The organism is Paenibacillus lutrae (genome assembly GCF_009757775.1).
Taxonomy (GTDB): domain Bacteria; phylum Bacillota; class Bacilli; order Paenibacillales; family NBRC-103111; genus Paenibacillus_F; species Paenibacillus_F lutrae.
Genome location: NZ_RHLK01000012.1, coordinates 55,997 through 81,761, shown reverse-complemented (window position 1 = coordinate 81,761; position 25,765 = coordinate 55,997). Strand labels below are relative to the sequence as shown.

Here is a 25,765-nt window from a genome sequence, read left to right as displayed (position 1 = left end):
CGGGTATGATTAGTTGCCGCCAACACGGGCCAAATCGCGCATGTTCTCTTCGAACGCCTTCATTACAGCGTCTTCCTGGCTGAGTCCGGATCTCTTCATCCGTTCGATTGCATCGAACATCCGTTTGTAATCCTTCGGTATAACTTTGACAAACTTCCAGATATATTCATCCCAGCGGCTCAGAACGCGATGGGCGATTGCACTATCGGTAAACGTAGCGTGATACTTGATCATGCTTCTCAGCTCGTTGATTTCGTAGCTCTCTTCGACCTGCTCCAGGGAGACCATGTCTGTGTTGCAGCGGTCTGCCATCGTGCCGTCTTCATCGAGCACGTAAGCCACGCCGCCGGACATCCCTGCCGCGAAGTTGCGGCCGGTCTTGCCTAGAATGACGACGCGTCCGCCGGTCATGTATTCGCAGCCGTGATCGCCCACGCCTTCCACTACGACCCGGACACCGGAGTTGCGGACTGCGAAGCGCTCACCCGCGATGCCGCGGATGTAAGCTTCACCATCCGTTGCTCCGTAGAAACCTACGTTGCCGATGACGATATTGTCTTCTGGCGCAAAGGTCGATTCACTCGGCGGGAAGATGACGATTTTACCGCCTGACAATCCTTTGCCGACGTAATCGTTCGCGTCACCCTCAAGCGACAACGTGATGCCTTTGGGCACGAAGGCGCCGAAACTCTGGCCTGCCGATCCGTTGAAATGAAGACGGATCGTGTCGTGCGCAAGCCCCTTGGCTCCGTATCGGCGGGTCACTTCGCTGCCGAGAATCGTACCTACAACACGATTCGTGTTGTTGATTGGCAGCTCGATGCGCACATGATCCTCAAAATCCAGAGCCTGCTGGACTTTAGGGAGAATTTCCCGCACATCCAGTGACTTATCAAGTCCATGATCCTGCTCCATCTGGCAGTAGCGGCCTACATCTGCCGGCATCTCCGGCTGATGAAGCAGCGGGCTCAGGTCGAGGCCTTTGAGCTTCCAGTGATCCACATCCTGATCTTGCACCAGGCACTCCGTACGTCCGATCATCTCCTCGATGGTCCGGAAACCAAGCTCCGCCATCGTCTCACGGACATCTTCCGCCATGAAGCGCATGAAGTTTACGACATGTTCCGGCTCACCCATGAAATGCTTGCGGAGTTCCGGATTCTGAGTAGCCACGCCGACCGGACATGTGTCGAGGTGACACACACGCATCATGATGCAGCCAAGCGAGATAAGCGGTGCCGTCGAGAATCCGTACTCCTCGGCTCCGAGCAGCGCTGCGACGACAACATCGCGGCCGGTCATCATTTTGCCGTCCGATTCCAGAACGACGCGGCTTCTCAGGTTGTTCAGGATCAAGGTCTGATGCGCTTCGGCAAGACCAAGTTCCCATGGCAGCCCGGCATGACGGATGCTCGTTTGCGGCGATGCGCCGGTTCCGCCGTCATATCCGCTGATGAGGATGAGATCCGCTTTGCCTTTGGCAACGCCTGCGGCAATCGTGCCCACGCCCACTTCGGAGACGAGCTTAACGCTGATGCGAGCCTGCGGGTTCGCATTCTTGAGATCGTGGATCAGCTCTGCCAGATCCTCGATCGAATAAATGTCATGGTGCGGCGGCGGGGAGATCAAACCCACACCGGCCGTCGTACCGCGTACTTCCGCTACCCAAGGGTAGACTTTCTTGCCGGGCAGCTGTCCGCCTTCGCCCGGCTTGGCTCCTTGGGCCATCTTAATCTGAATCTCGTCCGCATTGACGAGATAGTTGCTCGTGACGCCGAACCGGCCGGAAGCAACCTGTTTGATCGCGCTTCTGCGCAGATCGCCGTTCTCATCCGCCTTGAAACGGTTCGGATGTTCTCCGCCCTCGCCCGTGTTGCTGCGGCCGCCGATGCGGTTCATGGCGATGGCAAGCGCTTCATGCGCCTCTTTGCTGATCGAACCGAAGGACATCGCGCCGGTTTTGAAACGCCTCAGGATCGCCTCAACCGGCTCGACTTCCTCAATCGGTACCGGTGAACGGTTCGATTGAAGCTTCAGAAGGCCGCGCAAGGAAGAGGTCTTCTTCGCTTCGCGGTTCACCAGATCCGCGAATTTGCGGTACATCCGGTAGTCGTTGTTGCGGACCGCGGTCTGCAGGGAATGAATCGTCTCCGGTGTGAACACATGGTCCTCGCCATCGTGACGCCATGAAAGCTCGCCGCCGGTATCCAGCACCTCATCCCGTCCGTCACGGGCCGAATAGGCACGCTGATGGCGGATGAGCGTCTCCAGAGCTACTTCTTCCAGACCGATCCCTTCCACAGGCGTGTACGTCCAGGTGAAATAACGGTCGACAAATGTCTGACTGAGTCCGACGGCTTCAAAAATTTGTGCACCGCGGTAACTTTGTATCGTAGAAATCCCCATCTTCGCCAGAACTTTGACGACACCTTTCGTCGAAGCTTTGATAAAGTTGGCAATGGCTTTATCGGTCGTAATATCTTTCATCTGGCCGGTTTCGATCATATCCTGGAGCGTTTCCAGCGCCAGATAAGGATTGATGGCACCGGCTCCATATCCCAGAAGGAGCGCAAAATGATGCACTTCGCGCGGCTCACCGGATTCTACAATCAAACTTGCTTTTGTTCTTGTGCCTTGACGGATCAGATGATGATGAAGTCCGGCTACAGCGAGCAGGGCCGGAATAGCGGCCTGCTCCTCATCCATTCCCCTGTCCGACAGGATGAGGAAAGTTGCGCCGTCTTCAACCGCTTCATCCGCGGACCGGTACAATTCTTCCAGAGCCTGCTCCAGTCCTTGACTGCCTGCGGAAGCACGGAACAAGGTCGGCAGCTTAACGGATTTGAAGCCCGATCGGTTGATAAGACTCAGTTTCGTAAGTTCTTCATTGCTGATGATCGGAGTCGGGATACGGATCTGACGGCAGCTTTCCGCTTCCGGACGGATTAAGTTGCGCTCCGGCCCGATTGTTGTCTCCTGTGCCGTAACAATTTCCTCGAAGTTGGCATCGATCGGCGGATTCGTTACTTGAGCGAACAGCTGCTTGAAGTAGCTGTAGAGCAGCTGCGGACGCTCGGACAATACGGCAAGCGGCGCGTCATAACCCATAGAGCCGATCGGGTCAACGGCTGTCTTCGCCATCGGCTCCAGGAACTTGCGCAGGTACTCGAAGGTGTAGCCGAAAGCCTGCTGGCGCTGAACGAGCACGTCATGACGGGGCTGCGGCTCCGGCGCTGCTTTGGGCAGGTCACTAATGGAAATCAGGTTCTCCTTCAGCCACTGCTCATAAGGCTGCTCCGATACGATCTGGCCTTTGATCTCTTCGTCTGTAATAATGCGGCCGGCTACCGTATCCACAACGAGCATGCGGCCCGGCTGAAGACGTTCTTTACGGGCGATCCGTTCCGGCTCGATGGTCAGTACGCCCGCTTCCGAGGAGAGGACGATAAGGTCGTCATGCGTGACATAGTAACGTGCAGGACGCAGACCGTTGCGATCGAGCAAAGCGCCGATAATACGGCCGTCCGTGAACGAAATTGCCGCGGGTCCGTCCCATGGTTCCATCAGCGTGCTGTGATACTCGTAGAAAGCGCGTTTGGCAGGGTCCATCGTATCGTGCTTCGACCACGGTTCCGGTACCATCATCATGGCTGCATGAGGCAGCGAACGACCGGAAAGCATCAGGAATTCCAGGCAGTTATCGAGAATTTGCGAGTCGGAACCGTCCGTATCCACAATCGGCAGCAGGCTCTGGAAATTATCTCCGAACAGATCGGTCTGGATCATGGCCTGGCGTGCGTGCATCCAGTTAACGTTGCCTCTAAGGGTATTGATTTCGCCATTATGAATGACATATCGGTAAGGGTGTGCGCGCTCCCAGCTCGGGAAGGTATTCGTACTGAAACGGGAATGGACAAGAGCCATGGCTGTCTCGAAGGACGGATCCTGAAGCTCTAAGTAATAAGCGTCCACCTGCTCGGGGGTGAGCATGCCTTTGTAAACGATCGTGCGGCTGGACATACTGGGGAAGTAAAGCTCTGCACCGTCAAGCGCGCGGGTTTCGTTCTCAATGCGCTTGCGGATCACATATAGTTTGCGTTCGAAAGTTAGTTCGTCTTGAAGATCGCCCCGGCCGACAAAGAGCTGGCGGACAAAGGGCTCTGACGCCTTAGCGGAATCACCCAGCGTAGAGTTATCCGTAGGCACGGTCCTCCATCCGAGGAAAGGCTGGCCTTCTTCCTGGATAATGCGCTCAGCAACGCGCTCGCACTGCTGCCTTGCCTCCAGAGCCTGCGGCAGGAACACCATCCCTACGCCGTATTCTCCGGCTTGCGGGAGCTCAATTTTCTCATCCGCGCATACTTTGCTCAGAAATCCGTGCGGAATCTGCAGCAGAATGCCGGCGCCGTCACCCGTATTGGCTTCGCTGCCCTGGCCACCCCTGTGGTCCAGATTGCAAAGCACCGTTAACGCCTGCCCCACGATTTCATGGGAAGGCTTTCCTTTCATGTTAGCGACAAAACCAATTCCGCAGGCATCATGTTCGAACCGCGGATCATACAAACCTTGTCTGGAAGGGGGAGCGTTTCTGTTCATGATTGTGCAACCTTTCCTCTTGTCAATTTGGGTACAACATTCGTCTCATGCCTGCATTAAAGGAGTAAAGCCGACAAATACAGCGCTACTCTAAGCAAATAGGCTGTATCTGCCAAAAACCGAATCTTCTAATGACCGGCCTCGATATTTTTCTATTATATTAACATTAGACTTTCGAGAGTGCAATTTAAAAAAAGATTATGGGTTGAAAAAAAAATTTAATGGGAAACGCTGGACAGACCTTGAAAAACGAAGGTTTTCACCATGATAAATCAGTTTTATACAATTCCAAATCTATCATTTTACGTCAGGTTTGGCGTTCCTTAAATCCGAAAATTAAATAGATTAATAGCTGCTAATGTTTGTGTTTTGACCATTTTTCAAGAGATAGACCTGACACGATTCAGGATTTGCTCTCCCGCAAAATAGATAATTCCGGCACATTCACGCAAAGTATAGTAATAAATAGCGACCGGTTTAATCCGGACAGGTTCAGCCGTTACGTTCATGTCCAGACTGCGTGCCATGAGAAGAGAACGGTACGTATGGAAGCCGTGTGTAACAATGATGGCAGATTGCCATTCCTCCTGCTTCATAATGCGCTTGCTGTTCTGGAGATTCTCTATCGTAGATGTCGATTCTTCTTCAGTCCGGATGGCAGACGGCGGAACTCCGTTGGCAACGAGATACTTCTTCATCACACTTGCTTCGGTAGGTTCGCTGGTAACCGTTCCGCCCGTTGTAATAATGCGGGGCGCCAGCCCCTTGTTGTACGCTTCAAGCGCTATATCCAGGCGCTCTTTCATGGCATTGCTCGGTTTCCCGTTCCAGACTGCAGCTCCAAGAACAATAATGGCATCGCTTTCCGATCCGTGAGACGTCTGTGCAACATAATGAATCCATCCGCTCATTCCTACTATATATAGGACCGCAATTCCGATCAGGGACAGACTGCCGTACAACCATTTTTTCCAGCGCTTCATTTTCTTTTTCCTGCTATTGTTAGGAAGCTTTCTTGTCATCAACTGTTATATCTCCTTGTTTCCTGTTCCAAGTTACCACTGCATGTAATAAGGCTGTCATTCGAACTCCAATCCTTTTCCAGTCCTATCTTGTTATCATAACGCGCTTGAAGCGGCATAGCTACAAAAAAAGAGGTTTATTGGGAATTACTGGATTAAAATTCATGTGACAGGCATACTGCTCTTTTTTCCATGATGCAAAACATGATATGATAGCATATACCGTGCTACGTTTAAGATAGAGAGGAAGTCTTCCTTTTGGCTAAATTATATTTCCGATACGGGACTATGAACAGCGGTAAATCCATTGAGGTTCTGCGGACCGTACACAACTATGAAGAACAAGGCAAGAAAGTGCTTCTCTTCACCCCCTCAGTCGACGACCGCAGCGGAGTCGGTTTGGTTGCCTCACGCATCGGCATGCAGAAAGCAGCCATCGTCATTGAAGACGGCGTGAATATGGTGGAATTGGCCGCCAAAGAAAGACCCAACTGTATACTGATCGATGAAGCCCAGTTCTTGAGTGCGGAGCAAGTCCAGCAATTGACACAAATAGCCGATGATCTCGGCATTCCCGTCATTGCGTACGGCCTTCGTGCCGATTTCCTCGGGAATCTCTTCGAGGGAAGTTCCAGTCTGTTTGCCATAGCCGATAAAATCGAGGAAATCAAAACCGTCTGCTGGTTCTGCGACAGAAAAGCGACGATGAATATGCGCTGCAAGGACAGTGTCCCTATTTTTCATGGAGAACAAATACAAATCGGAGGCAACGAAAGCTACATTCCCGTCTGCCGGAAATGCTATACCGAGAAGAAAAGACAAGCGGAGCAGAAGTGACCCGTTCACAGATACATCCGCCCGGTGCTTGACCCGAATGCAGTCCAGAGCATGCTCGTGCGCTTCCCGGCTATTTTGTCGATTAAGGAAAGGTGAGGTTTCTTGAGTAAAAAACGAATTCTGCTCCTTTCGGAGGGATTCGGCTTCGGCCACACCCAGGCGGCACATGCGCTGGCGTCTGCGCTGCGGAGAACGAATCCCGGATTAATCATCCGCGTACTTGAGCTCGGGGCTTTTCTGCATCCGACTATTGCACCCTGGATATTCTCTACCTACCGCAAAACAATTGTGTCACAGCCCAAAATGTACGGTCGATTGTACCGTTCCCAATCCGGGAAGCCTCTTAATGAGGTGCTGCAGTTCGGCCTTCACCGGATTTTTTATCGTCAGGCTTCTGTTGTCATTGATCAGCTTAAGCCGGATATCATCATTTGCACCCACCCTTTCCCGAATCTGATTGTATCCCGGCTGAAGCGCCAAGGGCTTAAAATCCCCCTGTGCACCCTTTTGACGGATTATGATGCGCACGGGTCATGGATTAATCCTGAAGTGGACCGATATTTCGTCTCCGCTCCTGATGTGAAGCGCAAGCTCGTCAAGAAGGGCGTGCCTTCACGCAGAATCAAGGTAACCGGACTGCCCGTTCATCCGAGCATCTCCCAGCACCACATTCCGGAAGAGATATATCTGGAGTTCGGACTCCGCGACATGCCGACTGTTATGCTCATGGGAGGCGGATGGGGGCTGCTGGATGACAAACTGCTGAACCACATCGTCAAATGGCGGGATAAAGTTCAGCTGCTGTTCTGCCTTGGGACCAACGAAAAGGCCCGCCAGCAGCTCCTGTCGGAAGAAATTTTCCGCCACCCTAACATTCACGTCTTCGGTTATACCCGCGAAATCGGCAAGCTCATGGAGGTTTCGGATCTCCTCATCACCAAGCCCGGCGGGATGACCTGTACGGAAGCCATGATCAAGGGAGTGCCTATGCTGTTCTACAATCCGATTCCCGGACAGGAAGAAGAGAACTGCCTTTACTTCACGGAGCATGGCTATGGTCGCGAGCTGGCTTCACTGGACGAGCTGGACGGACATTTCGGAGAACTGATGGAGAAGCAGCGGGATAAGTCGGGGCGAAGCCACGGCAATCCCCGGTTCGTATCCCGGCTGTTCTCTCAAAGTGTGATTGAGCTGCTGCGCTGATTACCTTCATACCCTACACGAATATCCCATCACCCTTCCACCAATTTCACATAGCTTTCCCTCTAACCCGCGGACCTCGGTTCCGGGTTTTTGCATGTTCACTTTCTTCTGCGCACCATCCTCTACTCTCCCAATCTGCCTTACTCTCTGCCTTACTATTTGTCTTACTATTTGTCTTAAAATCTGGCATGTACGCTAATCGGCCCGAATAGAATCGAACAGGGGGCTCGGTTTTCTTGAAAGGAAGGTCGATTGCATGAAGACGAAAGGAGACAAGAAAGAGCTTACTCTCATGCTGATTCCAGGAGCCGGGCAAAGAGTTGTCCGCTTCAAGCTCCGCCGCATCAGTCTCTATCTCTTTCCCACTACAGCTATTATTGTCATCCTCGGCTTCTCCCTGACCATCTACGTTCAGAATACCTCCTACCAGAATACGACCCACAAACTCACCGAAACTTTCAACGGTCAGGAAAAACAGCTCACGGATCAACTGATGCTGAAAGATTCGGAGCTTGAAAAGCTGCAAATCGAACTGATCGATTTATCTAAGCAAGCGGAGCAGTTCAAGGCGAGGCTGGAGGAGATCCGTAAATTGGAGGACAAATTCAGTTCCGGCCCCGCCGCAGGTAAATCGGAAGCCGCAGCCGGATCTCCTCCTCCCTCCTCCCTTTCTTCTGTGGGCGGTCCTGCAATTCCGGCAGAAGAGCGGGATATGACCGGCCTTGCTTCCAAAACCCGTTCGGAACTCTCCGGCATGATCGCCGACATCGAAGGACTCATCACCAGTTTGACGGAGAGCGAGCGTAAACTGCAGGAGGCCCGCCGGCTCAAACGGATCACGCCTACCATTTGGCCCTCCGACTCCCGCAGCATCACTTCAACCTTCGGCGTACGGAGAGATCCGTTCTCCGGAAGTCCGAGCGTTCATGCGGGAATAGACATCGACGGAGAGCTGAACGATCCGGTCTATGCCGCGGCAGACGGGATCGTCACTGCTGCGGAATATAATCCGCAGAAGGGCAACTTTATCGCCATCGATCATTCCCGGGGCCTGCAGACGGAGTATCTCCACTTGAACCGGACAGACGTCCGGCCCGGCAGCACGGTCCGCAAAGGGCAGATCATCGGCAGAGTCGGCTCCACGGGGCGAAGTACAGGCACACATCTTCATTATGAAGTGCATAAGAACGGCGTAAAAATCAATCCGTCCCCCTATTTGATTTCAAACCGAAAGGATGAAGAATGAGATGGTTTTTGAAAAAAAACGACAAGCAGATCTCAAAACGACCGATACCGTCATCGGCGAAAGCTCGATTTGTGAAGGCAAATTCGTGACCGAAGCCAGTTTGCGGATCGAAGGACAGCTTATCGGAGATATCGAATGCGCGGGTGATATTGTCATTGGCGAGCATGCCGTAGTCCACTCCAACATTCAGGCCAGAGAAGTAATCATAGCCGGCAAGGTAAAAGGAAACGTCACAACCAAAGGCAAACTGACCGTCATGAGCACAGGGGAATTGATCGGCAATATCCAGGTGCTTTCTTTTGTTGTTCAGGAAGGCGGAATTTTCCAAGGTTCCAGCCATATGAGGACAGCTGCCGGTACGGTTGAGGAAATGGATAAGAACGTGAGCAAAATTAACGGCGCTTCCTCAGGCAAATCCCGCAAGGAAGAGCAGCCGCTGGCAAGCGCAAACTAAAATCAAGCAGGAGGTTCCTACATTGCCTCACAAAACAAGGTTGAGCATCTGGGATGAGCACCGTTTCTGGCTGGGTATTCTCTATGACCATGCGACCTTCGTCTGGCAGGACCTGGCGCCTAGTGAAGTGCCATTAGTCAGCCAAGCCGCAGAGTTCCGCCAGGCATTCGCCGCGATCATCCAGCGGGTAGATCAGCTTCCTCATGATTTGCCCGTAAATTCAGACCCCATGATCCAGCTGGCTAAGGAAGCACAGACTTTGGCTCACGGCTATTACGAGTTCGAAGGTCATATTCAGCATTTGAGAATCGAGAATACGATCGTCATTTCATTAACCCCTTCCTTCTTCAATGGCACCCTGATCGAGAACGAGGAATATCTGCGGCTGCTCTCTTTTTGGACGCAAGGTTTAGAGGCCGAGGAGCTTTCCTTGTACGGTTTGCTGGATATGTGGCTGGAGGATCAGCTGGGCCATGCGGTGCTGCTCTGGGATCATCTGGACCCTGTAGAAGTGGAATTATCCGAGATGGGCCGAAGATTCTCTAACACCTTCCAAAGCTATATGGTCAAAAACAGAGCCATGGGCGGGTATCTCCGGTTTACGCCGCCTGGTTTCCCTGCCCAGCGCCGTTTTGCTTCGGATGTAGCTGCTGCTACTGCCAGCTTCTATGAATTTGTCGTACGAATTATCAACTTATATGAGCATCAGGAGCTTCTCAGCCGCCTTACACTCCGTTTCCTTGATCACCACTTGCCCGAGAGCTGTTATTTTCTCTACAAGCTGTCTGCGTTCGAACCGAACATTCCTATTCCTAAGGATTGTTTCCTGTTCAAACCGATATCCCCAAGTGAAGATCTCACTTATCCGCTGGCTCCGACGCAGCCACGCACCGATTAGTCTGCATTCCCCTTGGGTAAAAGGGAGAAGATGCAGCGGCTTGTTCTTGACCCGCTGACGCGCATAGAAAAAGGCGGTGGCGAAACAGTGAATACGCAAAAATGGGATACACTGATTATCGGATCGGGGCTTGCAGGTTTGAGCTGCGGCCTTGAACTCGCGGAACGCGGACAACGCGTACACATTCTGGAGGCCGCTCCATACCCCGGCGGGCGCACTTCCAACTGGTCCGATACCGGCATGGAGGTCGAGTCGGGCTTTCACAAATATATCGGCTTCTATCAAGCTCTTCCCGATCTGCTCCGGCGTGCCGGGATTAAACTGAATACAATGCTCACTTGGGAAAAAACGTTCGAAATCCGGCTTCCGGACGGAGAAACGACCGGTGAGTACGGAATTGCGCCGCTCAAATCGCCTATTAAAACCGTAAGCGGCGCCTTCGGCAACAGCGATATCCTGTCCGCAGTGGACAAAGCATCCCTGATGCCCTTTGTAGCCGAAGGGCTCCGCCTGCTTGCCGAGGATCCGATGGAGCTGGATACATACAGCGTGGCCGAATTCGCCCGCAAGCACGGCGTCAAGGAGGGCGCGCTGGACAACATCCTGACGCCGCTTACTTCCGGCGTTCTTTTCCTGCCGCCCGATCGCTATTCCGCGCTCGTGTTCTTCGGGCTGTTCGCGCCGGGGCTGCCGAGATTCTACAAGCTTCAGCTCGGAGCGTTCAACGGCGGTATGACGGACGTCATGATCGCTCCGATCGTAGCGAAGCTGGAATCCCTCGGCAGCCGCGTCAGCCTGAACAGCCCTGTGAGCGCGCTGAGCGTGAAGGAAGGCCGCGTCACCGGCGTATCACTGGCGGACGGCTCCACCCTGGATGCGGACCACGTTGTTCTTGCGACCGAAGTGTCTGCGGCCAAACACCTGCTCCAGCCGGCGTTCGACGGGGAGCAGTGGCTCCGGCCTCTCCAGGCGCTGCCGACCATGCCCGACGTGACGATCCAGCTCGAGCTAAGCGAGCCGCTGCTGCCGCAGGACCGGGCAACCTTCGGTCCGGGCACCTGCATCGGCAGCTTCAGCGAGCAGTCGCGCACGACGTTCCGCGGGGTTCCCGGCCGCGTGTCCATGATCCTCACACCCCCGGAAGAGTTCATCGAGATGCCGGATGAACTCATATTCGAGCGGGTGTGCGAGGATGCGGACAAGCTGGGGCTGGGCCTGCGGGCTGCCGCGACGGACTACCGTGTGATCCGCCGGCCGGATCACTTCTACGCCGTCCAGCCCGGCAGCGAGCGGCTGCGCCCCGAACAGCGCACGCCTGTGCCGGGATTGTCGCTGGCTGGCGATTACACGCGTCAGCCGATGTACGCGACGATGGAAGGCGCGGTGCTGTCAGGCCGCAAGGCGGCTGAGGCCGTGCTCGGACGCGAGCTGGATTAGCGGCCGGTCCGCCGGCGGCCGAGGCCGTGAAGCCGTGCCATTACATCCTCTTCATGCCGGGCCATCAGTCAGATCCGTCCGATTTTAAACCGAAAAGGCCTGCCAATTTATATTGGCAGGCCTCTTTTAAGTTTCTTCTATTTTCTCCTATCCGATTGCTGTTTACTTTTTCTCTTTTTTAACTTCATCTAACAGAGACAGATCCAGGAATTTGCTCAGATCAAGCTCTTCCTTCTTCACGTTCTTAATGAAACCGGCGTCTATAGAGACTTTAGCCATCTCTTCAATCGCTTCTTTACTTACATCCGGCGTCAGATTCAGACGGGACAATGCCGCTTTAATCAGCTCGTTATCCAGACCTTTGCCGCTCAACTGTTTAAGCTGGTTATTAATCAAATCATACGATTTATCCGGATTAGCTTTGATGAACTCAATGGCATCGATGTTCGCCTGGATGGCACCTTTCGCCATATCACGGTGATCCTTCAGGAAGCTATCGCTCGCAACAAGAATGGTAAGCGGGTAATTGCCGTTGTTAGGCGGAATTTTGTCCCAGTCGACCAGGATCTTGCCTGTTCCTTCCTTCTCCATCTGAGTTCCCCACGGCTCGGGGATAAGCGTAGCATCGATTTCCTTCTGGCGCATAGCAATCAGAGTATCCGATGGTGCACGGGCAATAATCTGTACGCCGGACGTATCCGTCGTGACTTTCAAACCTTCCTGCTGCAGCAGCAGACGAAGGGAAATTTCATTAGTGCTTCCGCGTGTCGGGATTGCGACAGTCTTGCCTACCAGGTCCTTCGGACTGGCAATGCCGGAATCCTTGCCCACTACGAGAACAGCTCCGCCGTTGTTGGAACCGGAAATGACTTTGAAGTTCTTGCTTTTCAAATACTGGTTCGTAGACGGCCCGGGACCTACAAAACCCAAATCAATCTGATCCGTTGCCAGCGCCGTAGAGAAATCCGATCCGTTATCAAACGGAGTGACTTCCACTTTGACGCCTTCTCCCCAATATTTCTCGAAATATTTGTTTTCCAGCGCCACATATCCGGCGGCATGCGTCACGTTTTTGAAAATACCGACGCGAACCGTTTCAAGCTTTTTGCCGGCAGTGCCTGCGTCACCGGATTTTTTGGAATCCCCATCGCCGCAAGCCGTCAATACCGCTGCCACCAGAAGGATAAGCGTTAATAACCATGCGATTTTCTTCATCTCTATTTCCCCTTTTCCTATTCCTTATCCATCTATTTATTTACTGCCGGGTGCAAGGCCGTATCTGACTAAGATCGTATCTTCCAGACGTTTGAAGAAGAAATGGTCCGAGATCGTTCCAAGTACGGCAATGATAATTACGATACAGAGCATCATAGCCGTGTCGCCGAGGTTCCGTCCATCCTGAAGCATCTGCCCCAGGCCGACGCCTCTGGCAATCAATTCTCCGGCAACGAGCGCACGCCATGCGAACGCCCAGGCGACACGCACACCGTTGATAAGATGCGGGAATGCCGCAGGAACCATGATCTGCCAGAACATCCGCAGGCCGTTGCCGACACCCATCGTCTGAGCGGCCTTCAAGTAAATGCGCGGGATGTTCAGAATGCCGGTACGGCTGGACATCGCCATCGTCCATGTGGCGCCCAGCGCCGTAATGAAAATAACCGACGTGTCCGTCAATCCGAACCAGATGATCGCAAACGGCAGCCAAGCGATACTCGGAACGGTTTGCAGAGCAACGACCAGAAACCCGATCGTATCATCCAGAATCCGGTAGCGTGCGAACAAGAAGCCCAACAGCGTACCTACCACAAGCGAAATGGAAAAGCCGATCAATAATCTCTTCAAGCTGCTGAACGTCGCTTCCAGCAGCTGCCCTTCCGTAAAACCGATCCGGAAAGCGTCGAGAGTCTGCAGGACAGAAGGGAACTTCCATCCCCAGTCGAAGATTCTATATCCCGCCTCCCACGCTATCAGAAGAATTACGAGAAAAATCGTTCTTCTTAAGGCTGTACTCATCGCCCATTTCCTCCTTTACCACTTTCTCGAGTTCTTCCGCAAGCACGTCCATAATCGCGTTCTCCACATGATGAATAACCGAATCTGCATGGTCGCGAGGTCTGGCAGCCTTTACTGCGAATTCCTTCTTGATTGTGCCGGGACGCGTGGACATCACCACAACCCGGTCGGAGAGGATAACGGCTTCCCGTATATTATGGGTAATAAACAGAATAGTCTTACCCGTTCTCATCCAAATTTCTTCTAATTCTTTGTGTAAAATAAGCCTTGTCTGCTCGTCGAGCGCCGCAAAAGGCTCGTCCATCAGCAGAATCTCGGGGTCCATCGCCAGCGCCCGTGCAATAGCGGCGCGCTGCTTCATACCGCCGGATAATTCGTGCGGGTACCGGTCAGCGAACTTGCTCAGGTGTACCGTCTTGATCTGCTCCATTGCCTTCTCATAGCGCTCTTTCTTGGATACGCCTTTCTGTTTGAGGCCAAAAGCTACATTATCAAGGACAGTGAGCCAAGGAAACAAGGCATGCTCCTGAAATACAACCACCCGGTCCGAACCCGGTCCGGTCACTTTTGACCCGTTAACCTCAATGATGCCTTCGTCATAGCCTTCTAATCCCGCTACCATGTTCAGAACCGTCGACTTGCCGCAACCGGAAGGGCCTAGCAGGGAAACGAATTCTCCTTTATGGATGGTCAGGGATACATCATCAATGGCAGTAAAGGTACCGCCTTTGCGCTGCTTGAAGGTTTTGTGAACATGCTTGATTTGTATCATCGCTTGATCTCTCCTTCAGACACGGACGAATGTAAACATTCATTTCATTGTTCCGTTCTTTTCTATATACCAACTTATTTTATCGGAATTATCATATTTGTCAACCAAAAAATCACAAATTCTCATCATTTCCAGTTTATAGCTTTTTAAAGAAAGCTTATTAAGGACGAAATCGAAAATCCACTGCTTTCTTATCCCCTATATATCAGCACAAAATCAGCACAAAAAAGCCTGCCTCGCAGCGCGAGATCAGACTTATTCGGCGATAACGTGTGAGGGCCCGTACCCGTATCCGCATCCGCATTCCTCATTCCGCACGATAAACGTACGAAATGATTCTCCGGCCTCGCCCGCCATGCTTATCCGGATGCAATGGCCCTCTTGCTGCGCCGCGTTACTTCTTCTTCCCCGGCTCATACTCCGCCACGATGAGCACGTCCATGCTCCTCGCCCCGCGCAGAATCCGCTTCACGATAGAGCCATGGCAGAGCCGCTCCCACAGCGATTCATGCGCCTGGCCGATGATGAGCTGCGTCGCCCGGACCTCCAGGGCGCGGGCCAGCAGTCCTCCTGCCGCCTGCCGTTTCCCGGCGGCATCCAGCACTTCGAAGCGGCCGCCAAGCCGCTCCGTCAGTGTGCGCAGCGCATCGATCCGCGCCTGCGCATCCGTATCTGAGGCTTGCTCGGCGCTGATGTACGCGACATGCCACTGCGCCTTCAGCCGGTAAGCGATGCGGAAGCCGCGCCGGATAATCCGCTCCGCATGCTTGTTCAGCTTCACGCAGACGAAGATCGATTCCTGGCGGCGCCACGGACCACGCAGCGAATCCACCCGCTCCCACGCCTCCAGGCGCTCGTCGACGTCGTCGGCGATTTCGCGCAGCGCAAGCTCGCGGAGGGCGATCAGATTTACGGTTTTGAAAAAGTTGCCCAGCGCCTGGTCCACTTTGTCCATTCCGTAAATCTTGCCGTCTCTCATCCGCTGCTGGAGCGTCTGCGGCGTCACGTCGATCAGCTCGACCTCGTCCGCGAGGCGCAGGATGCTGTCCGGTACGGTTTCCCGGACACGCACGCCCGTCAGCTGCTCTACCGCATCATTCAGACTCTCCAGATGCTGGACATTGACGGTCGAAATGACCGAGATGCCCGCGTTCAGCAGATCCAGCACGTCGGAGTACCGCTTCTTGTGCTTGCTGCCGGGCATGTTCGTGTGGGCCAGCTCATCGACCAGGACCACCTCCGGCAGGCGCCGGATGATCGCCTGCGTGTCCATCTCCTGAAGTGCGGTGCCTCTGTAATCGATAATGCTGCGCGGAATGATTTCCAGCTCCCCGACCTGGGCTGCCGTTTCCTTGCGTCCGTGCAGCTCCAGCAGACCGATGACGACATCAATCTTCCGCTTGAGGAGATCATTGCCTTCGCGCAGCATCATGTACGTCTTGCCCACTCCCGGGGCGGCTCCGATGTACACCTTGAACTTCCCCCGCCTCACGCGTTCAATCTGACGCTGCATCTCTGGCCCGCTCGGCCTGCGGTACCGTTCACTGTTCTTCCGGACCGGGGTCTTATGCCTGGCCGGCAGAATACGTTCCCCGTCCAGCTCCGCACGGTCTGCAACGACGAACAGATCAATCCCCTGCATCCGGCTTACGAGGTCGTTCAGAACGGAGCCCTGCCAGAACTCCTGCCAGCGGCTGTGCTTCGAATGGCCCGCAACGATCCGGGTCACCTTCTGCTCCAGACCGTAACGCAGCAATGCAACCGCCAGGCGGCGCCGGCTCGGGAAAGGGAGCTCCTCGAAGCGTCCTCCCACCTTCTCGACAAGTTTGGTGATAGACCGCCGGAATGCCGCCGCCTCTTTGGACAGATCCTTATCCGGATTCTTAAAAGAAACAACAAGGAGATCGCCATTCAGGCGATCTGCAATTTGCTGGCCTCTGCGGACATAAATAGAACCATTCCAGTGATACTGGGTGGAGACTAGAATCCGCTCATCCGCACCGGAGGGACCTACAAGCCCCATTTCCCCCCGGTGCTTCTCGAGCGAATCGTTCACTCCTTCGGCTACGAGCCTCAGCGCCAGTTCCCTCAGCACGCCGATGTTGCCGCGCTCCAGAACTTGGCGCTCCGGTTCCCTGCAGCCGTGCATACTTCCTTCTTCGAGCCGTTTCAGGATCGTTTCCGGCGAAGCGTCAATGAGCCGCACCTCATCGGCAAGCTCCAGCGTATCGGAGGGCACGGTATTCTCGACCGTGATGCCGGCAAGCCTCTGCGCAGGTTCACGGACACCCTCCAGCTCATAGACATTAATAGTCGTAATGACGCTGATTCCTTTGCTGAGCAGAAAATGAATATCGTCCAGCCGGGTCTCGTTCAGAGCGCCGGGCCGGTTGCGGTGCGCCAGTCCGTCGAAAAGAACCACTTCGGCGTTGCGGTCCACCAGCTCCTGCAGCGGAAGATCCTGCTGCCGGACACCGTCCTGCTCCCAGCCGATACTCGGAATTTCTTCGAGTCCGGATGCCTGCTCAGCTGTATCCGGGCGCCCCTCCATCGACACGGCGCAAATCACCACATCAATTCCCTGCTGCTTCAGGGACTGGCCTTCCCGCAGCATGTGATACGTTTTGCCGGACCCGCTGACGGCACCGATATAGACTTTCAGTCTTCCCCGGTGAATATCGGAAATCGACAGCAGAATCTCATCGGGCGTTTTTCTACGGAAACTTTCCATGGAGAAGCTCCTTCCGTGTTTTCAACAAGCGAATCTTATTTCGACAGCTTCTGAAGATCAATATTCAGCCCCAGCACATTTACACGCGGCTCACCGAATAGGCCCAGGTCACGGCCCTCCGTATGTTTCTGAACCAATTCCTGTAATTGCGATGCCGTCAATCCTGTTTCTTTACTGATCCGCGGAATTTGAACTTCGGCCGACTCCGGTGAAATATGCGGGTCCAGACCCGAAGCGGAGTTAGTAATAAGGCTCAGCGGAAGCTTATTTACGGGAACCTCCGGATTTTCTTTCTTCCAGGCTTCCACGGAATCCTGCGTACGCTTATGCATATCCGGATTCGACGGTGCATAGTTGTTCGAGCCGGAAGCCTCCGCCTTGTATTCTATAGAAGAAACACGTCCGTGGAACAAGCCGGGGCCGGTAAATTGCTGGCCGATATTCTCGGAACCGATAATTTGGCCCTGCTCATTCTTAATGACGCTGCCGTCTGCCTGCTTCGGAAAAATAACTTGAGCTGCGCCCGTACTGACCAGCGGATAAATGATCCCGCACAAGACGATGAATAAGACGGAGAGCCGGATCGAAACCGACAAGGCCGATCCCGTCCACTCTTCCTCTTCTTTATCCTTCAACGCGCCTGTATTCATACCTTTTCATCCCTCTCTACATGGAGCCGGCAGCTGCTTTACTTCCTGAACGGCCGGCTGTGTCCTGACTTGCTTTGAATGTGTTTCTACTATATATAGTCCTATAGCCGCTGCGGTTAAATAAATAGATGCACGAACAGATCAATCACTTTAATGCCGATAAAAGGAGCTGCAACCCCTCCCAGACCGTAGATGAACAAATTCCGGCTCAGAAGCTTCTGCGAGCTCATCGGGCGGTACGCTACGCCCTTCATAGCCAGCGGGATCAGAAGCGGGATGATGATCGCGTTAAAGATAAGAGCCGACAAGATCGCCGACAGGGGTGAGCCAAGCGCCATGATGTTCAGCGCATCCATCTCCGGGATCGCGACCATGAACATAGCCGGGATAATGGCAAAGTATTTGGCGATGTCATTGGCAATCGAGAACGTCGTAAGTGCACCGCGTGTCATCAGCAGCTGCTTCCCGATGCCGACCACTTCAATGATCTTCGAAGGATCGGAGTCGAGATCAACCATGTTGGCGGCTTCCTTCGCAGCGATGGTTCCGCTGTTCATAGCCAGGCCTACATCGGCCTGCGCCAGTGCAGGAGCGTCATTCGTGCCGTCGCCTGTCATCGCGACAAGCTTACCGGCTGCCTGCTCTTTGCGGATGACCGCAATCTTGTCTTCCGGCTTGCTCTCCGCGATAAAATCATCCACACCGGCTTCCCGGGCAATCGTTGCCGCCGTCAGCGGATTGTCGCCGGTACACATAATGGTTTTGATCCCCATTTTGCGCAGAGTATCAAACCGTTCCTTCATTCCCGGCTTCACCGTATCCTTCAAATAAATAAGTCCGTATATGTGTCCGTCCATCGCAACTGCAAGCGGTGTCCCGCCTTCGGAGGCGATAGCGTCGCCGCTTGCCTTCAAATCCGCAGGAACAGTGCCGCCCTGCTCCTGCGCCCACTGGATCACGGCGTCTACAGCGCCTTTGCGGACTCTGCGGCCATCCGTGAGATCGATTCCGCTCATCCGGGTCTCGGCCTTGAACTCGATGAATTCTCCTCCTGCCGCCAAAGCGGCGTCATAAGGAAGATGATCTTTCTTCATAAGTTCAAGTACAGAACGGCCTTCCGGCGTCTCATCTTTCACGGAGCTTATTGCAGCCCAGGCCGCCAGTTCCGACAGAGAAGCAGCTCCTACAGGAACGAACTCGCTTGCCATCCGGTTACCGAACGTAATCGTACCTGTTTTATCCAGGATGATCGTGTTAATGTCCCCGGCAGCTTCCACCGCTTTACCGGACATCGCAAGCACGTTAAACTGTGTCACCCGGTCCATGCCCGCAATACCGATGGCAGACAGCAGACCGCCGATGGTAGTCGGAATCAGACACACCAGCAAAGCGATCATAACGGCTACATCAAGCTCCACTCCGACGTAATCTGCGATCGGCCCCAGCGTAACAACGACGATCAGGAAAATAAGCGTCAGTGTCGTTAACAGAATGTTCAGGGCGATTTCGTTAGGCGTTTTTTGTCGGGACGCACCTTCGACGAGAGAGATCATCCGGTCGATGAACGATTCGCCCGGGTCACTCGTAATGCGGACCTTAATCGAATCGCTCACGACTCGTGTGCCGCCTGTAACCGAGTTGAAGTCGCCGCCCGTTTCTTTGATAACGGGTGCCGATTCCCCTGTAATAGCGGATTCGTCAACGGAAGCTAACCCTTCAATGACTTCCCCGTCGCCCGGAATCATTTCCCCCTGGGAGACCTTCACGATGTCTCCTTTGCGGAGCTCGGTGGAAGGTACCGCTTTGATTCCGCTGCCCGTCAACTTGTTCGCCGTAATTTCCTGCTTGGATTTCTTGAGCGAATCCGCTTGCGCTTTCCCCCGGCCCTCTGCAAGTGCTTCCGCGAAATTCGCAAACAATCCGGTGAAGAGAAGAATCAGGAACACGGTGAAGTTAAATCCGACTCTATCTTCTGTACCGAAGTATCCCGGCATAACCGTCATCAGCAGCACGATGAAGGTGCCGATCTCCACAACGAACATGACAGGATTCTTCATCATCGTTACCGGATTTAATTTAATGAGGCTTTGAATCAGCGCCTGATTTAGAATCGCGCTGCTTAGCATCGATTTTCTTTTTAATTGAGAAGAAGCATTTGAGCTCATCCTTGTTCACCCCATCGTTTCTTAACGCAATGTTAAATATTCGGCTACCGGACCCAGCACCAGAACGGGCAGGAATGTCAGCGCCCCAATAATGAGTACCGTGCCGATCACAATTCCCGTGAACAGCATATTATCCGTACGGAAGGTTCCGATCGTCTCGGGCACCCACTGTTTGCGGACCAGTGAACCGGCCACGCCCAGCAGTGCAATAATGGATACATAGCGGCCGAGCAGCATCACGATCCCCGTCGTTATGTTCCAGAACGGTGTATTGTCGGCCAAGCCTTCAAATCCGGAGCCGTTATTGGCTGCTGAGGACGTATACTCGTAGAGCACCTGGCTGATGCCGTGGAAGCCCGGGTTGGTAATGGCGCTCCGGCCCAGATCCGTCATCAGCGCCAGCGCCGTCGGACCGAGAATAATTAGCGGATGGGCGAGTATCGCGACGGCAATCAGCTTCATCTCGCGGGACTCGATCTTGCGCCCCAGAAATTCCGGGGTGCGTCCAACCATCAGTCCGGCCAGGAACACGGCGAGTATCGCATACATGAGCATATTGACAAGCCCGACTCCATCGCCGCCGAACACGGTGTTCAGCATCATTTCAACCAGCGGAACCATGCCGCCCAGCGGAGTCAGCGTATCGTGCATATTGTTGACCGTCCCTGTCGTTGCCGCTGTAGTCACAGCCGTGAAGAGAGCGGACTGCGCAATACCGAAGCGCACTTCCTTGCCTTCCATACTGCCTTGAGCGGATTCTACTCCCATGGAGTTCAGCAGGGGATTGCCCGCCTTCTCCGAAAAGAACACCGCCGATAGGAATACTAGGAATAATAGCATCATTGCGCTGAAAATAACCCACCCCTGCCTCTGATTCTTCGCAAACCTCCCATACGTGTAGGTTAAGGAAGCCGGGATACACCACATGGATAAAATTTCAATCACATTCGTAAGCGGACTCGGATTCTCGAACGGATGGGCGGAGTTAACTCCAAAGAATCCGCCCCCGTTGGTCCCGAGGTGCTTAATCGATACCAGAGAAGCCACCGGGCCGACCGCGATTTGCTGCTCTGCCCCTTCAACCGTTTGGACTGTAATCGTCGCATCGAAAGTCTGCGGGACTTTCAGGCCGACCAGCACCAGCGTAACGATCAGCGCAAGGGGCAGCAGCAGACGCGTGTGCCCTTTTACAAAATCGGTGAAAAAGTTGCCGAGCGAATGACCCTTCGAGGTCAACCCGCGGATAAACGCAATGGCAACCACGATGCCTGTTACGGCCGAGGTGAACATCATCATCATGATGACCGCCATTTGGGCGAAGTAGGACAAGCCCGTCTCACCGCTGTAATGCTGCAAGTTCGTATTGGTCATAAAACTGATAATCGTGTTAAAAGACAAGGTCGCTTCCATATTATCAATCCCGTTCGGATTAAGGGGAAGGACCTTTTGCGTACGGAGGATCAAATACCCCGCAGCTACCAATACGATATTGGTCAAAACCAGGCTGCCGGCGTATTTTCTCCAGGTCATCCCGCTTTGATTACGAATACCGGCCAGCTTGTAAATCGGCTTCTCGATCCAGCCAAACCATTTATCCGTCCGGTTGGGCTGATTGGAGAAGATATGGTAGATATAAGTTCCAAGCGGCTTCACCAGCAAGCAGAGCACGCCAATAACAATTAAGATCTGTATGATTTCCATGGAAACAATTCCTCCTCAAACAACATCGCGCTTGGCCGTCTAAAACTTTTCCGGATTAATCAAAGCATAGATCAAATAAACAAATAAGGCGGCGGCAAAAATAACAACTATTGTCATAAACGTTCGCCTCCCGAGCTTCGGACAACCCGGCCGCACCAGGCCAGAAATCCATAAAACATCATATATATAACACCCAGTAACAGGATCATATAGAGATCATTCATGCTCTCGACTCCTTTTTTACATCAATCGCTCTAATTAAATTTCAGCCTACCGGTCGTTCGGAACGAAGGAGGAAAGAGACCTGATCCTTGTTCGTATGCACCACATGATCGGCGCCCAGCGCTTTATAGATCAGCCGGGGTGTCGGGTTCGTCTTCACGACCACAATGTTCCCGGTAGTCCAGCTTCGGACCATCTGTAAATATCTGCAGCATAAAGTCAGACTGTCTTCGAACAAGTAGACGTCTCCAATCGGCAGCTCGGGAACTTCCCAAGCCTCGTGGTGGACGGTATCGACTTCGATGATATGCTTGGCGCCAAGCTGCTTCATCCGCTGCTTCTCTACCGAGTTGTTCACCAGCACAGCAAAGGGCCGCTGATAGATGTGCAGCAGTTTCACGAAATTTTCTCCGATTACGCACGGAGCGGCGACAAGTGTATACGTAATTAATTCCGATTGGTGTTCCATCTGGCTTATCCGATTCCCTTCTCCTATTTTTAGGCAACAAAAAAGAAGCCTGCGGAAGAGGAACTCTTCACGCGGCTTCTTAGCGGGCATAGTCAAGTAGACTAGGCCCAGTAGCGCGGTTAGCAGTTGCCTCTCTCGTTACGCTTACGAGGTTAGCTGTCGGATTCGGGCGTGAGAGTCGCCCTACCCTGCAGTGCGGCGGTGAGCCGCTGCAAGGATTCACCCCATGAGTCCGCGGCTGCTGCCGCCGGCACTCGTTGGTTCCCCCGTTTTCCACAAAACCCCTGGAAATTCAGCGATACAAAACTTGTATTGGTTTCAAAAGCATTTAAGCGAGTTTAACTAAATCTGAACACAACAAAACCACAGCGAAACGAAGTCCCTGTGGTCGATAGCGATCACAAGCTTCTTCAACCCCTCCCGAACTCTTATGCTTACGAGGTTAGCTGTCGGATTCGGACGGTGAGAGTCGCCCTACTTGCAGCTGCGGTTCCATGGCGGTCCGCCGCTTCAAGATTCACCCCTGCAGATCCTGCCTGGCTCTCACACCGGACAAGGCACTGCGATGGTTCCCCCGCTTCCCCGGTTTGGGGAAATTCAGCGAAAGCAAGAAACTGTTTTTTTAATTGATGGAATGAATATTACACCTCCGTACAGCCTTTGTAAAGATATCCGAAATCCGTTTAGAATCAATTTTCAGGCAAAGTTTAACTTTTATGCGCTTACATACTTCTATTGTTGCTCCTAGCTTAATTTATCTTCCATTACCTCTCATTCTTGAAGAAATAGGCAGACGGATTTCCGCTCTCGCTTTCTTTATTTATGAAGTTGAAGCCCCGCTTCCAAACAGAATGAATATCAGCCCAGAATAAGGTAATCCCTTACATATTTTCATCAAAAAAGAAATTTTCTTCTTTTCAGCAGGCAAAAAGCTGATATACTATCATGTAAACGTTATCACTCAAACCGGCAGGGAGGCTGTTATTATGAATTTGGGGTGGAAATCAATCTTTCTTTGGGGAGGTATTTCCATTGTCGGGGCAATTGCTTTCGGGCTGGTTGCGCTCGGTCAGAGAGAGACCATTAATGCGGCTTGGCTCGTTATCGCAGCCGTCAGCTGCTATGCGGTCGCTTACCGTTTCTACAGCCGTTTCCTGGCCCGTAAGGTCTTTGAACTCGATGACAACCGGAAAACGCCTGCGGAAGTTAACAACGACGGCAAAGATTACGTACCTACGAACAAATGGGTCCTGTTCGGGCACCACTTCGCTGCCATTGCCGGAGCCGGACCTCTGGTCGGCCCGGTACTAGCCGCGCAAATGGGCTACCTGCCCGGTACGCTCTGGATCATTATCGGGGTCATCCTCGGAGGAGCTGTCCAGGATTTCGTGATCCTGTTCGCTTCAACGAGGCGTAACGGCAAGTCGCTGGGCGACATGATCCGCGACGAAGTCGGCAAATTCACCGGTACGATCGCCATGCTGGGCATTCTCGGCATTATGGTGATCCTGCTGGCCGTACTGGGACTCGTAGTTGTCAAAGCGCTGATCGGCAGCCCATGGGGCATGTTTACGATCGCCGCAACTATACCGATCGCCCTGCTCATGGGCGTCTATATGCGCTACATACGCCCTGGACGCGTCGGAGAAGCCTCGCTGATCGGCGTGGTCCTCCTGATCCTCTCTCTGATCGGAGGCAAGTATGTAGCGGAGAGCGCCGCGCTCGCCCCCCTGTTCAGCTTCTCCGGCGAAACGATCGCGCTGATGATGATTGCTTACGGCTTCATCGCTTCCGTCATGCCGGTATGGCTGCTGCTCGCTCCGCGCGATTATCTCAGCACCTTCCTCAAAATCGGTACGATTGCCGGTCTGGCCGCCGGAATTATCTTCGTCCTGCCGGAGTTGTCGATGCCGGCTACAACCAAATTCATTGACGGTACGGGTCCAGTATTCGCCGGAAATCTGTTCCCGTTCCTGTTCATCACGATTGCCTGCGGAGCCGTATCCGGCTTCCATGCGCTGATCTCTTCCGGAACGACGCCCAAGATGCTCGAGCGTGAAAGCCATGCCCGGCCGATCGGGTACGGCGCCATGCTGATGGAGTCATTCGTCGCGATAATGGCGCTGATCGCTGCCTGTGTCATCACACCGGGCACCTACTTCGCGATCAACTCCTCCGCTGCCGCGCTCGGCGGTACCGATGTCGTCACAGCGGCCGCTACGGTGACGAACTGGGGCTTCACGATCACGCCGGAGGAGCTGACCACGCTCTCGAAGGACATCGGCGAGAGCACCATTCTGTCGCGAACAGGCGGGGCCCCGACCTTCGCCATCGGGATGGCGCAGATCCTTTCCTCCGTCGTCGGGGGCAAGGCCATGATGGCGTTCTGGTATCACTTCGCCATTCTGTTCGAAGCGCTGTTCATCCTGACGACGATAGACGCGGGCACCCGGGTGGGCCGCTTCCTCATTCAGGATCTGCTGCGCTTCGGCAGCAAGAAACTCGGCAACACGCAGTCCACGCTGGGCAATCTCATTGCCACGGGGCTCTGTGTCGCCGGCTGGGGCTACTTCCTCTATCAGGGTGTGATTGATCCGCTCGGCGGCATTAACTCCCTGTGGGCGCTGTTCGGCATCGCTAACCAGATGCTGGCGGGCATGGCCCTTCTGCTGGGCACGACCATTCTATTCAAGATGGGTAAGAAAAAATACGCGTGGGTCACACTCATTCCCACCGTCTGGCTGCTTATCGTGACCATGACCGCCGGCTGGCAGAAGCTGTTCCACGAGAAAACGAATATCGGGTTCCTGTCTCATGCCAAGCAGTACCAGACGGCCCTGGACGGCGGTACCCTCATCGCGCCGGCCAAGAATGCCGACCAGATGAAACAGATTATTATGAACGACTATGTTAATTCGTCGCTGACCGCCTTCTTTATGATTGTCGTTCTGATTATCCTGATCTCCTCCGTCCGCGTATGGATCCGGGCGATCAAGAACAAGCCGATGGACACGACCGAGACACCTTATATTCCAAGAGGGCCGCAAGGCGGATCGGGGGCGGCTAAATATGTTTAACCGCCTCAAAATCATGTGGAGCTACCGCAGGCAGTTTCTGGACCTCCTGGTCGGTGTGCCGAACTATGAAACCTATGTGGAACATATGAAAACAAGCCATTGCGACCGTCCGGTCCTGAGCCGTGCAGAGTTCTTCCGGCAGGCCCAGGATAACCGCTACGATTCTAAAGACGGGAAGATCACCCGCTGCTGCTGAGGCTACTACTGAGGCTGCTGCTGCCGGTCTGCCCTGCAATAGAAAGCTCCCGCATCGCCCGGCAGCCGGAAAT

General features: G+C 53.7%; 19 protein-coding genes and 2 riboswitches. Of the genes, 8 read left to right on the top strand and 11 right to left on the bottom strand.

The window, feature by feature from the left end:
- Positions 1-9: 9 nt before the first annotated feature.
- Both gltB and EDM21_RS18135 read right to left on the bottom strand, forming a co-directional pair.
- The gene (gene gltB, locus EDM21_RS18140) at positions 10-4,596 is read right to left on the bottom strand and encodes a glutamate synthase large subunit (protein ID WP_157337805.1); all 4,587 of its coding nucleotides are present in this window, start codon (positions 4,594-4,596) and stop codon (positions 10-12) included.
- A 380-nt stretch (positions 4,597-4,976) separates the two neighbouring features.
- On the bottom strand, positions 4,977-5,618 hold the full coding sequence (locus EDM21_RS18135) for a YdcF family protein (RefSeq protein WP_157337910.1): 642 nt from the start codon (positions 5,616-5,618) through the stop codon (positions 4,977-4,979).
- Positions 5,619-5,876: 258 nt separating this feature from the next.
- Between EDM21_RS18135 and EDM21_RS18130 the strand changes: the two genes are divergently transcribed.
- The 6 genes from EDM21_RS18130 (at position 5,877) to EDM21_RS18105 (ending at position 11,693) form a co-directional block, all read left to right on the top strand.
- Positions 5,877-6,455: a thymidine kinase gene (locus tag EDM21_RS18130; RefSeq protein WP_157337803.1), complete on the top strand. Its 579-nt coding sequence runs from the start codon at positions 5,877-5,879 to the stop codon at positions 6,453-6,455.
- 102 nt (positions 6,456-6,557) lie between these two features.
- Positions 6,558-7,658 (top strand): MGDG synthase family glycosyltransferase, encoded by a 1,101-nt coding sequence (locus EDM21_RS18125; RefSeq protein ID WP_157337801.1) that lies wholly within the window; start codon positions 6,558-6,560, stop codon positions 7,656-7,658.
- Positions 7,659-7,914: 256 nt separating this feature from the next.
- Positions 7,915-8,904 carry a M23 family metallopeptidase gene (locus EDM21_RS18120; protein ID WP_157337799.1) on the top strand — a complete coding sequence of 330 codons (990 nt, stop codon included), beginning with the start codon at positions 7,915-7,917 and terminating at the stop codon, positions 8,902-8,904.
- Between the two features lies 1 nt (position 8,905).
- Positions 8,906-9,358 (top strand): bactofilin family protein, encoded by a 453-nt coding sequence (locus tag EDM21_RS18115; RefSeq protein ID WP_157337796.1) that lies wholly within the window; start codon positions 8,906-8,908, stop codon positions 9,356-9,358.
- Positions 9,359-9,380: 22 nt separating this feature from the next.
- On the top strand, positions 9,381-10,256 hold the full coding sequence (locus tag EDM21_RS18110) for a DUF2935 domain-containing protein (RefSeq protein WP_157337794.1): 876 nt from the start codon (positions 9,381-9,383) through the stop codon (positions 10,254-10,256).
- Between the two features lie 30 nt (positions 10,257-10,286).
- Complete coding sequence (locus EDM21_RS18105) at positions 10,287-11,693, top strand: hydroxysqualene dehydroxylase (protein WP_157337792.1); 1,407 nt, start codon at positions 10,287-10,289, stop codon at positions 11,691-11,693.
- A gap of 162 nt (positions 11,694-11,855) precedes the next feature.
- On the opposite strand, the gene EDM21_RS18100 is transcribed toward EDM21_RS18105, so the two are convergent.
- From EDM21_RS18100 to EDM21_RS18060, 9 genes are all read right to left on the bottom strand, one after another.
- Positions 11,856-12,908 carry an ABC transporter substrate-binding protein gene (locus EDM21_RS18100; protein ID WP_157337790.1) on the bottom strand — a complete coding sequence of 351 codons (1,053 nt, stop codon included), beginning with the start codon at positions 12,906-12,908 and terminating at the stop codon, positions 11,856-11,858.
- 36 nt (positions 12,909-12,944) lie between these two features.
- A complete protein-coding gene (locus tag EDM21_RS18095) occupies positions 12,945-13,709 on the bottom strand; it encodes an ABC transporter permease (RefSeq protein WP_157337788.1) in 765 nt (254 codons plus the stop codon).
- A complete protein-coding gene (locus tag EDM21_RS18090) occupies positions 13,642-14,481 on the bottom strand; it encodes an ABC transporter ATP-binding protein (protein WP_068777017.1) in 840 nt (279 codons plus the stop codon). Before EDM21_RS18090 ends, EDM21_RS18095 begins: the two co-directional genes overlap by 68 nt.
- 394 nt (positions 14,482-14,875) lie before the next feature.
- Positions 14,876-17,212: a histidine kinase gene (locus EDM21_RS18085; RefSeq protein ID WP_157337787.1), complete on the bottom strand. Its 2,337-nt coding sequence runs from the start codon at positions 17,210-17,212 to the stop codon at positions 14,876-14,878.
- Positions 17,213-17,247: 35 nt separating this feature from the next.
- Positions 17,248-17,862, bottom strand: a complete 615-nt coding sequence (kdpC, locus tag EDM21_RS18080) for a potassium-transporting ATPase subunit KdpC (protein WP_157337785.1) — start codon at positions 17,860-17,862, stop codon at positions 17,248-17,250.
- Between the two features lie 116 nt (positions 17,863-17,978).
- Positions 17,979-20,027 carry a potassium-transporting ATPase subunit KdpB gene (kdpB, locus tag EDM21_RS18075; RefSeq protein ID WP_157337783.1) on the bottom strand — a complete coding sequence of 683 codons (2,049 nt, stop codon included), beginning with the start codon at positions 20,025-20,027 and terminating at the stop codon, positions 17,979-17,981.
- A gap of 21 nt (positions 20,028-20,048) precedes the next feature.
- Complete coding sequence (gene kdpA / locus EDM21_RS18070; RefSeq protein ID WP_157337781.1) at positions 20,049-21,728, bottom strand: potassium-transporting ATPase subunit KdpA; 1,680 nt, start codon at positions 21,726-21,728, stop codon at positions 20,049-20,051.
- Between the two features lie 39 nt (positions 21,729-21,767).
- Positions 21,768-21,845: a K(+)-transporting ATPase subunit F gene (gene kdpF / locus EDM21_RS25580; protein WP_156430973.1), complete on the bottom strand. Its 78-nt coding sequence runs from the start codon at positions 21,843-21,845 to the stop codon at positions 21,768-21,770.
- Positions 21,846-21,993: 148 nt separating this feature from the next.
- Positions 21,994-22,419, bottom strand: a complete 426-nt coding sequence (locus tag EDM21_RS18060; RefSeq protein WP_157337779.1) for a hypothetical protein — start codon at positions 22,417-22,419, stop codon at positions 21,994-21,996.
- 125 nt (positions 22,420-22,544) lie between these two features.
- Positions 22,545-22,727: riboswitch (cyclic di-AMP (ydaO/yuaA leader) on the bottom strand.
- A gap of 108 nt (positions 22,728-22,835) precedes the next feature.
- A riboswitch (cyclic di-AMP (ydaO/yuaA leader) is annotated at positions 22,836-23,032 on the bottom strand.
- 373 nt (positions 23,033-23,405) lie between these two features.
- Between EDM21_RS18060 and EDM21_RS18055 the strand changes: the two genes are divergently transcribed.
- Both EDM21_RS18055 and EDM21_RS18050 read left to right on the top strand, forming a co-directional pair.
- A complete protein-coding gene (locus tag EDM21_RS18055) occupies positions 23,406-25,496 on the top strand; it encodes a carbon starvation CstA family protein (RefSeq protein ID WP_157337777.1) in 2,091 nt (696 codons plus the stop codon).
- Complete coding sequence (locus tag EDM21_RS18050; protein ID WP_157337775.1) at positions 25,489-25,692, top strand: YbdD/YjiX family protein; 204 nt, start codon at positions 25,489-25,491, stop codon at positions 25,690-25,692. Before EDM21_RS18055 ends, EDM21_RS18050 begins: the two co-directional genes overlap by 8 nt.
- Positions 25,693-25,765 lie beyond the last annotated feature (73 nt).

Bases quoted from the DNA above. Each gene is read 5' to 3' on its own strand.
- gltB (WP_157337805.1), bottom strand. From the start codon at position 4,596: ATGAACAGAAACGCTCCCCCTTCCAGACAAGGTTTGTATGATCCGCGG.
- EDM21_RS18135 (WP_157337910.1), bottom strand. From the start codon at position 5,618: ATGACAAGAAAGCTTCCTAACAATAGCAGGAAAAAGAAAATGAAGCGC.
- EDM21_RS18055 (WP_157337777.1), top strand. From the start codon at position 23,406: ATGAATTTGGGGTGGAAATCAATCTTTCTTTGGGGAGGTATTTCCATT.
- EDM21_RS18105 (WP_157337792.1), top strand. From the start codon at position 10,287: ATGCAGCGGCTTGTTCTTGACCCGCTGACGCGCATAGAAAAAGGCGGT.
- EDM21_RS18050 (WP_157337775.1), top strand. From the start codon at position 25,489: ATGTTTAACCGCCTCAAAATCATGTGGAGCTACCGCAGGCAGTTTCTG.
- kdpA (WP_157337781.1), bottom strand. From the start codon at position 21,728: ATGGAAATCATACAGATCTTAATTGTTATTGGCGTGCTCTGCTTGCTG.
- EDM21_RS18060 (WP_157337779.1), bottom strand. From the start codon at position 22,419: ATGGAACACCAATCGGAATTAATTACGTATACACTTGTCGCCGCTCCG.
- kdpC (WP_157337785.1), bottom strand. From the start codon at position 17,862: ATGAATACAGGCGCGTTGAAGGATAAAGAAGAGGAAGAGTGGACGGGA.
- EDM21_RS18095 (WP_157337788.1), bottom strand. From the start codon at position 13,709: ATGAGTACAGCCTTAAGAAGAACGATTTTTCTCGTAATTCTTCTGATA.
- EDM21_RS18120 (WP_157337799.1), top strand. From the start codon at position 7,915: ATGAAGACGAAAGGAGACAAGAAAGAGCTTACTCTCATGCTGATTCCA.
- EDM21_RS18090 (WP_068777017.1), bottom strand. From the start codon at position 14,481: ATGATACAAATCAAGCATGTTCACAAAACCTTCAAGCAGCGCAAAGGC.
- EDM21_RS18100 (WP_157337790.1), bottom strand. From the start codon at position 12,908: ATGAAGAAAATCGCATGGTTATTAACGCTTATCCTTCTGGTGGCAGCG.
- EDM21_RS18085 (WP_157337787.1), bottom strand. From the start codon at position 17,212: ATGGAAAGTTTCCGTAGAAAAACGCCCGATGAGATTCTGCTGTCGATT.
- kdpF (WP_156430973.1), bottom strand. From the start codon at position 21,845: ATGACAATAGTTGTTATTTTTGCCGCCGCCTTATTTGTTTATTTGATC.
- EDM21_RS18115 (WP_157337796.1), top strand. From the start codon at position 8,906: ATGGTTTTTGAAAAAAAACGACAAGCAGATCTCAAAACGACCGATACC.
- kdpB (WP_157337783.1), bottom strand. From the start codon at position 20,027: ATGAGCTCAAATGCTTCTTCTCAATTAAAAAGAAAATCGATGCTAAGC.